Source organism: Holdemania sp. 1001302B_160321_E10, assembly GCF_015552275.1.
Lineage (GTDB): Bacteria > Bacillota_I > Bacilli_A > Erysipelotrichales > Erysipelotrichaceae > Holdemania.
Genome location: NZ_JADNEM010000083.1, coordinates 1 through 1,158 on the forward strand (window position 1 = coordinate 1; position 1,158 = coordinate 1,158).

Sequence of the window (1,158 nt, forward strand, 5' to 3'; positions counted from 1 at the left end):
GCAGCGTCAGCGCTGCTCCCTGGAACAACGTGATTATAAGGCAGCAGAAGCCCACCAGGAATATCGGCAGAGGCTCGTTGAAACCCGTTCTGGATTTAATTTAACCGAAGCTGAATTGGCTTTGATTCAGCGGGAGCTTACTCCGCTTATTAAAGAGAATAAACAATCCGTACATCATGCTTGTCTGGTTAAAGCTGATATTCTCCCTTGTCATGAGAAAACCATTTATAATCTCATTGACGCCAACCTGCTTCCTGGTATCAAAAATTTAGATTTGCCTCGAAAGTGCCGCTTAAAGCCTAGAAAATCAGGGCGGAAAGAACACAAGGTCGATAGTCAATGTCGGATTCACCGAACTTATGCAGACTACCTGGACTTCGTTCAAGCTCATCCGGATGTCTCCGTTGTAGAGATGGATACTGTTGAAGGGGTTAAAGGCGGTAAGGTGATTCTCACGTTTCTCTTCAAGTCCTGTAATCTTCAATTATACTTCCTGGCCGACCACCATACCTCTCAAGCTACAATTCAACAGATGGATCAACTTTATGAACAACGATTCGGTCCTGAGTTATTCAAGAAAATATTTGAAGTCATCCTGACGGATAATGGCTCCGAATTCTCCAATCCGACGGCGATTGAAAACGATGCCTTCCATCAATCCAGGTCTCGTTTATTCTACTGTGATCCCGCTGCTTCCTATCAAAAAGGGACTTGCGAGAATAACCATGAAATGTTGCGCAGATTCTATCCTAAAGGATCATCTTTCGATCAGTTAACACAAGATGAATTGAACCTCATTTCAAGCCATATCAATTCTTATAAAAGAAAAAGACTGAATGATCACTCGCCTCTTGAGTTATTCAGTCTTCTCTTCGGGAACGAAACGCTCGATAAATTAGGGCTTGTTTCCATCGCTCCTGAAAACGTTTGCCTTTCCCTCCGGGGTTTGTTCAACAAATAAAGAATAGACACAGGGAGATCCATTGACAAGCCAGCCTAAGAACGAATTTAGCACCTGCATTTACTCAACGAAATAAATTGCATTTCGCTAAATATCTTTTCTTGTACCCTTTTTTATCTGGTTTCTACGGATATTTTAACACTTTTCCCTCATTATCTGGCTCTTTTTTTGTTTCCTTTTACTCTGTTTCTCCTTTT

General features: G+C 41.7%; 1 protein-coding gene. It reads left to right on the forward strand.

Annotated elements, in window-relative coordinates; translation table 11 throughout:
• Positions 1 to 961 (forward strand): IS30 family transposase (locus I2D94_RS18135; RefSeq protein ID WP_195397922.1); only part of this gene is annotated, 961 nt, incomplete at its 5' end.
• Positions 962 to 1,158: the final 197 nt, after the last annotated feature.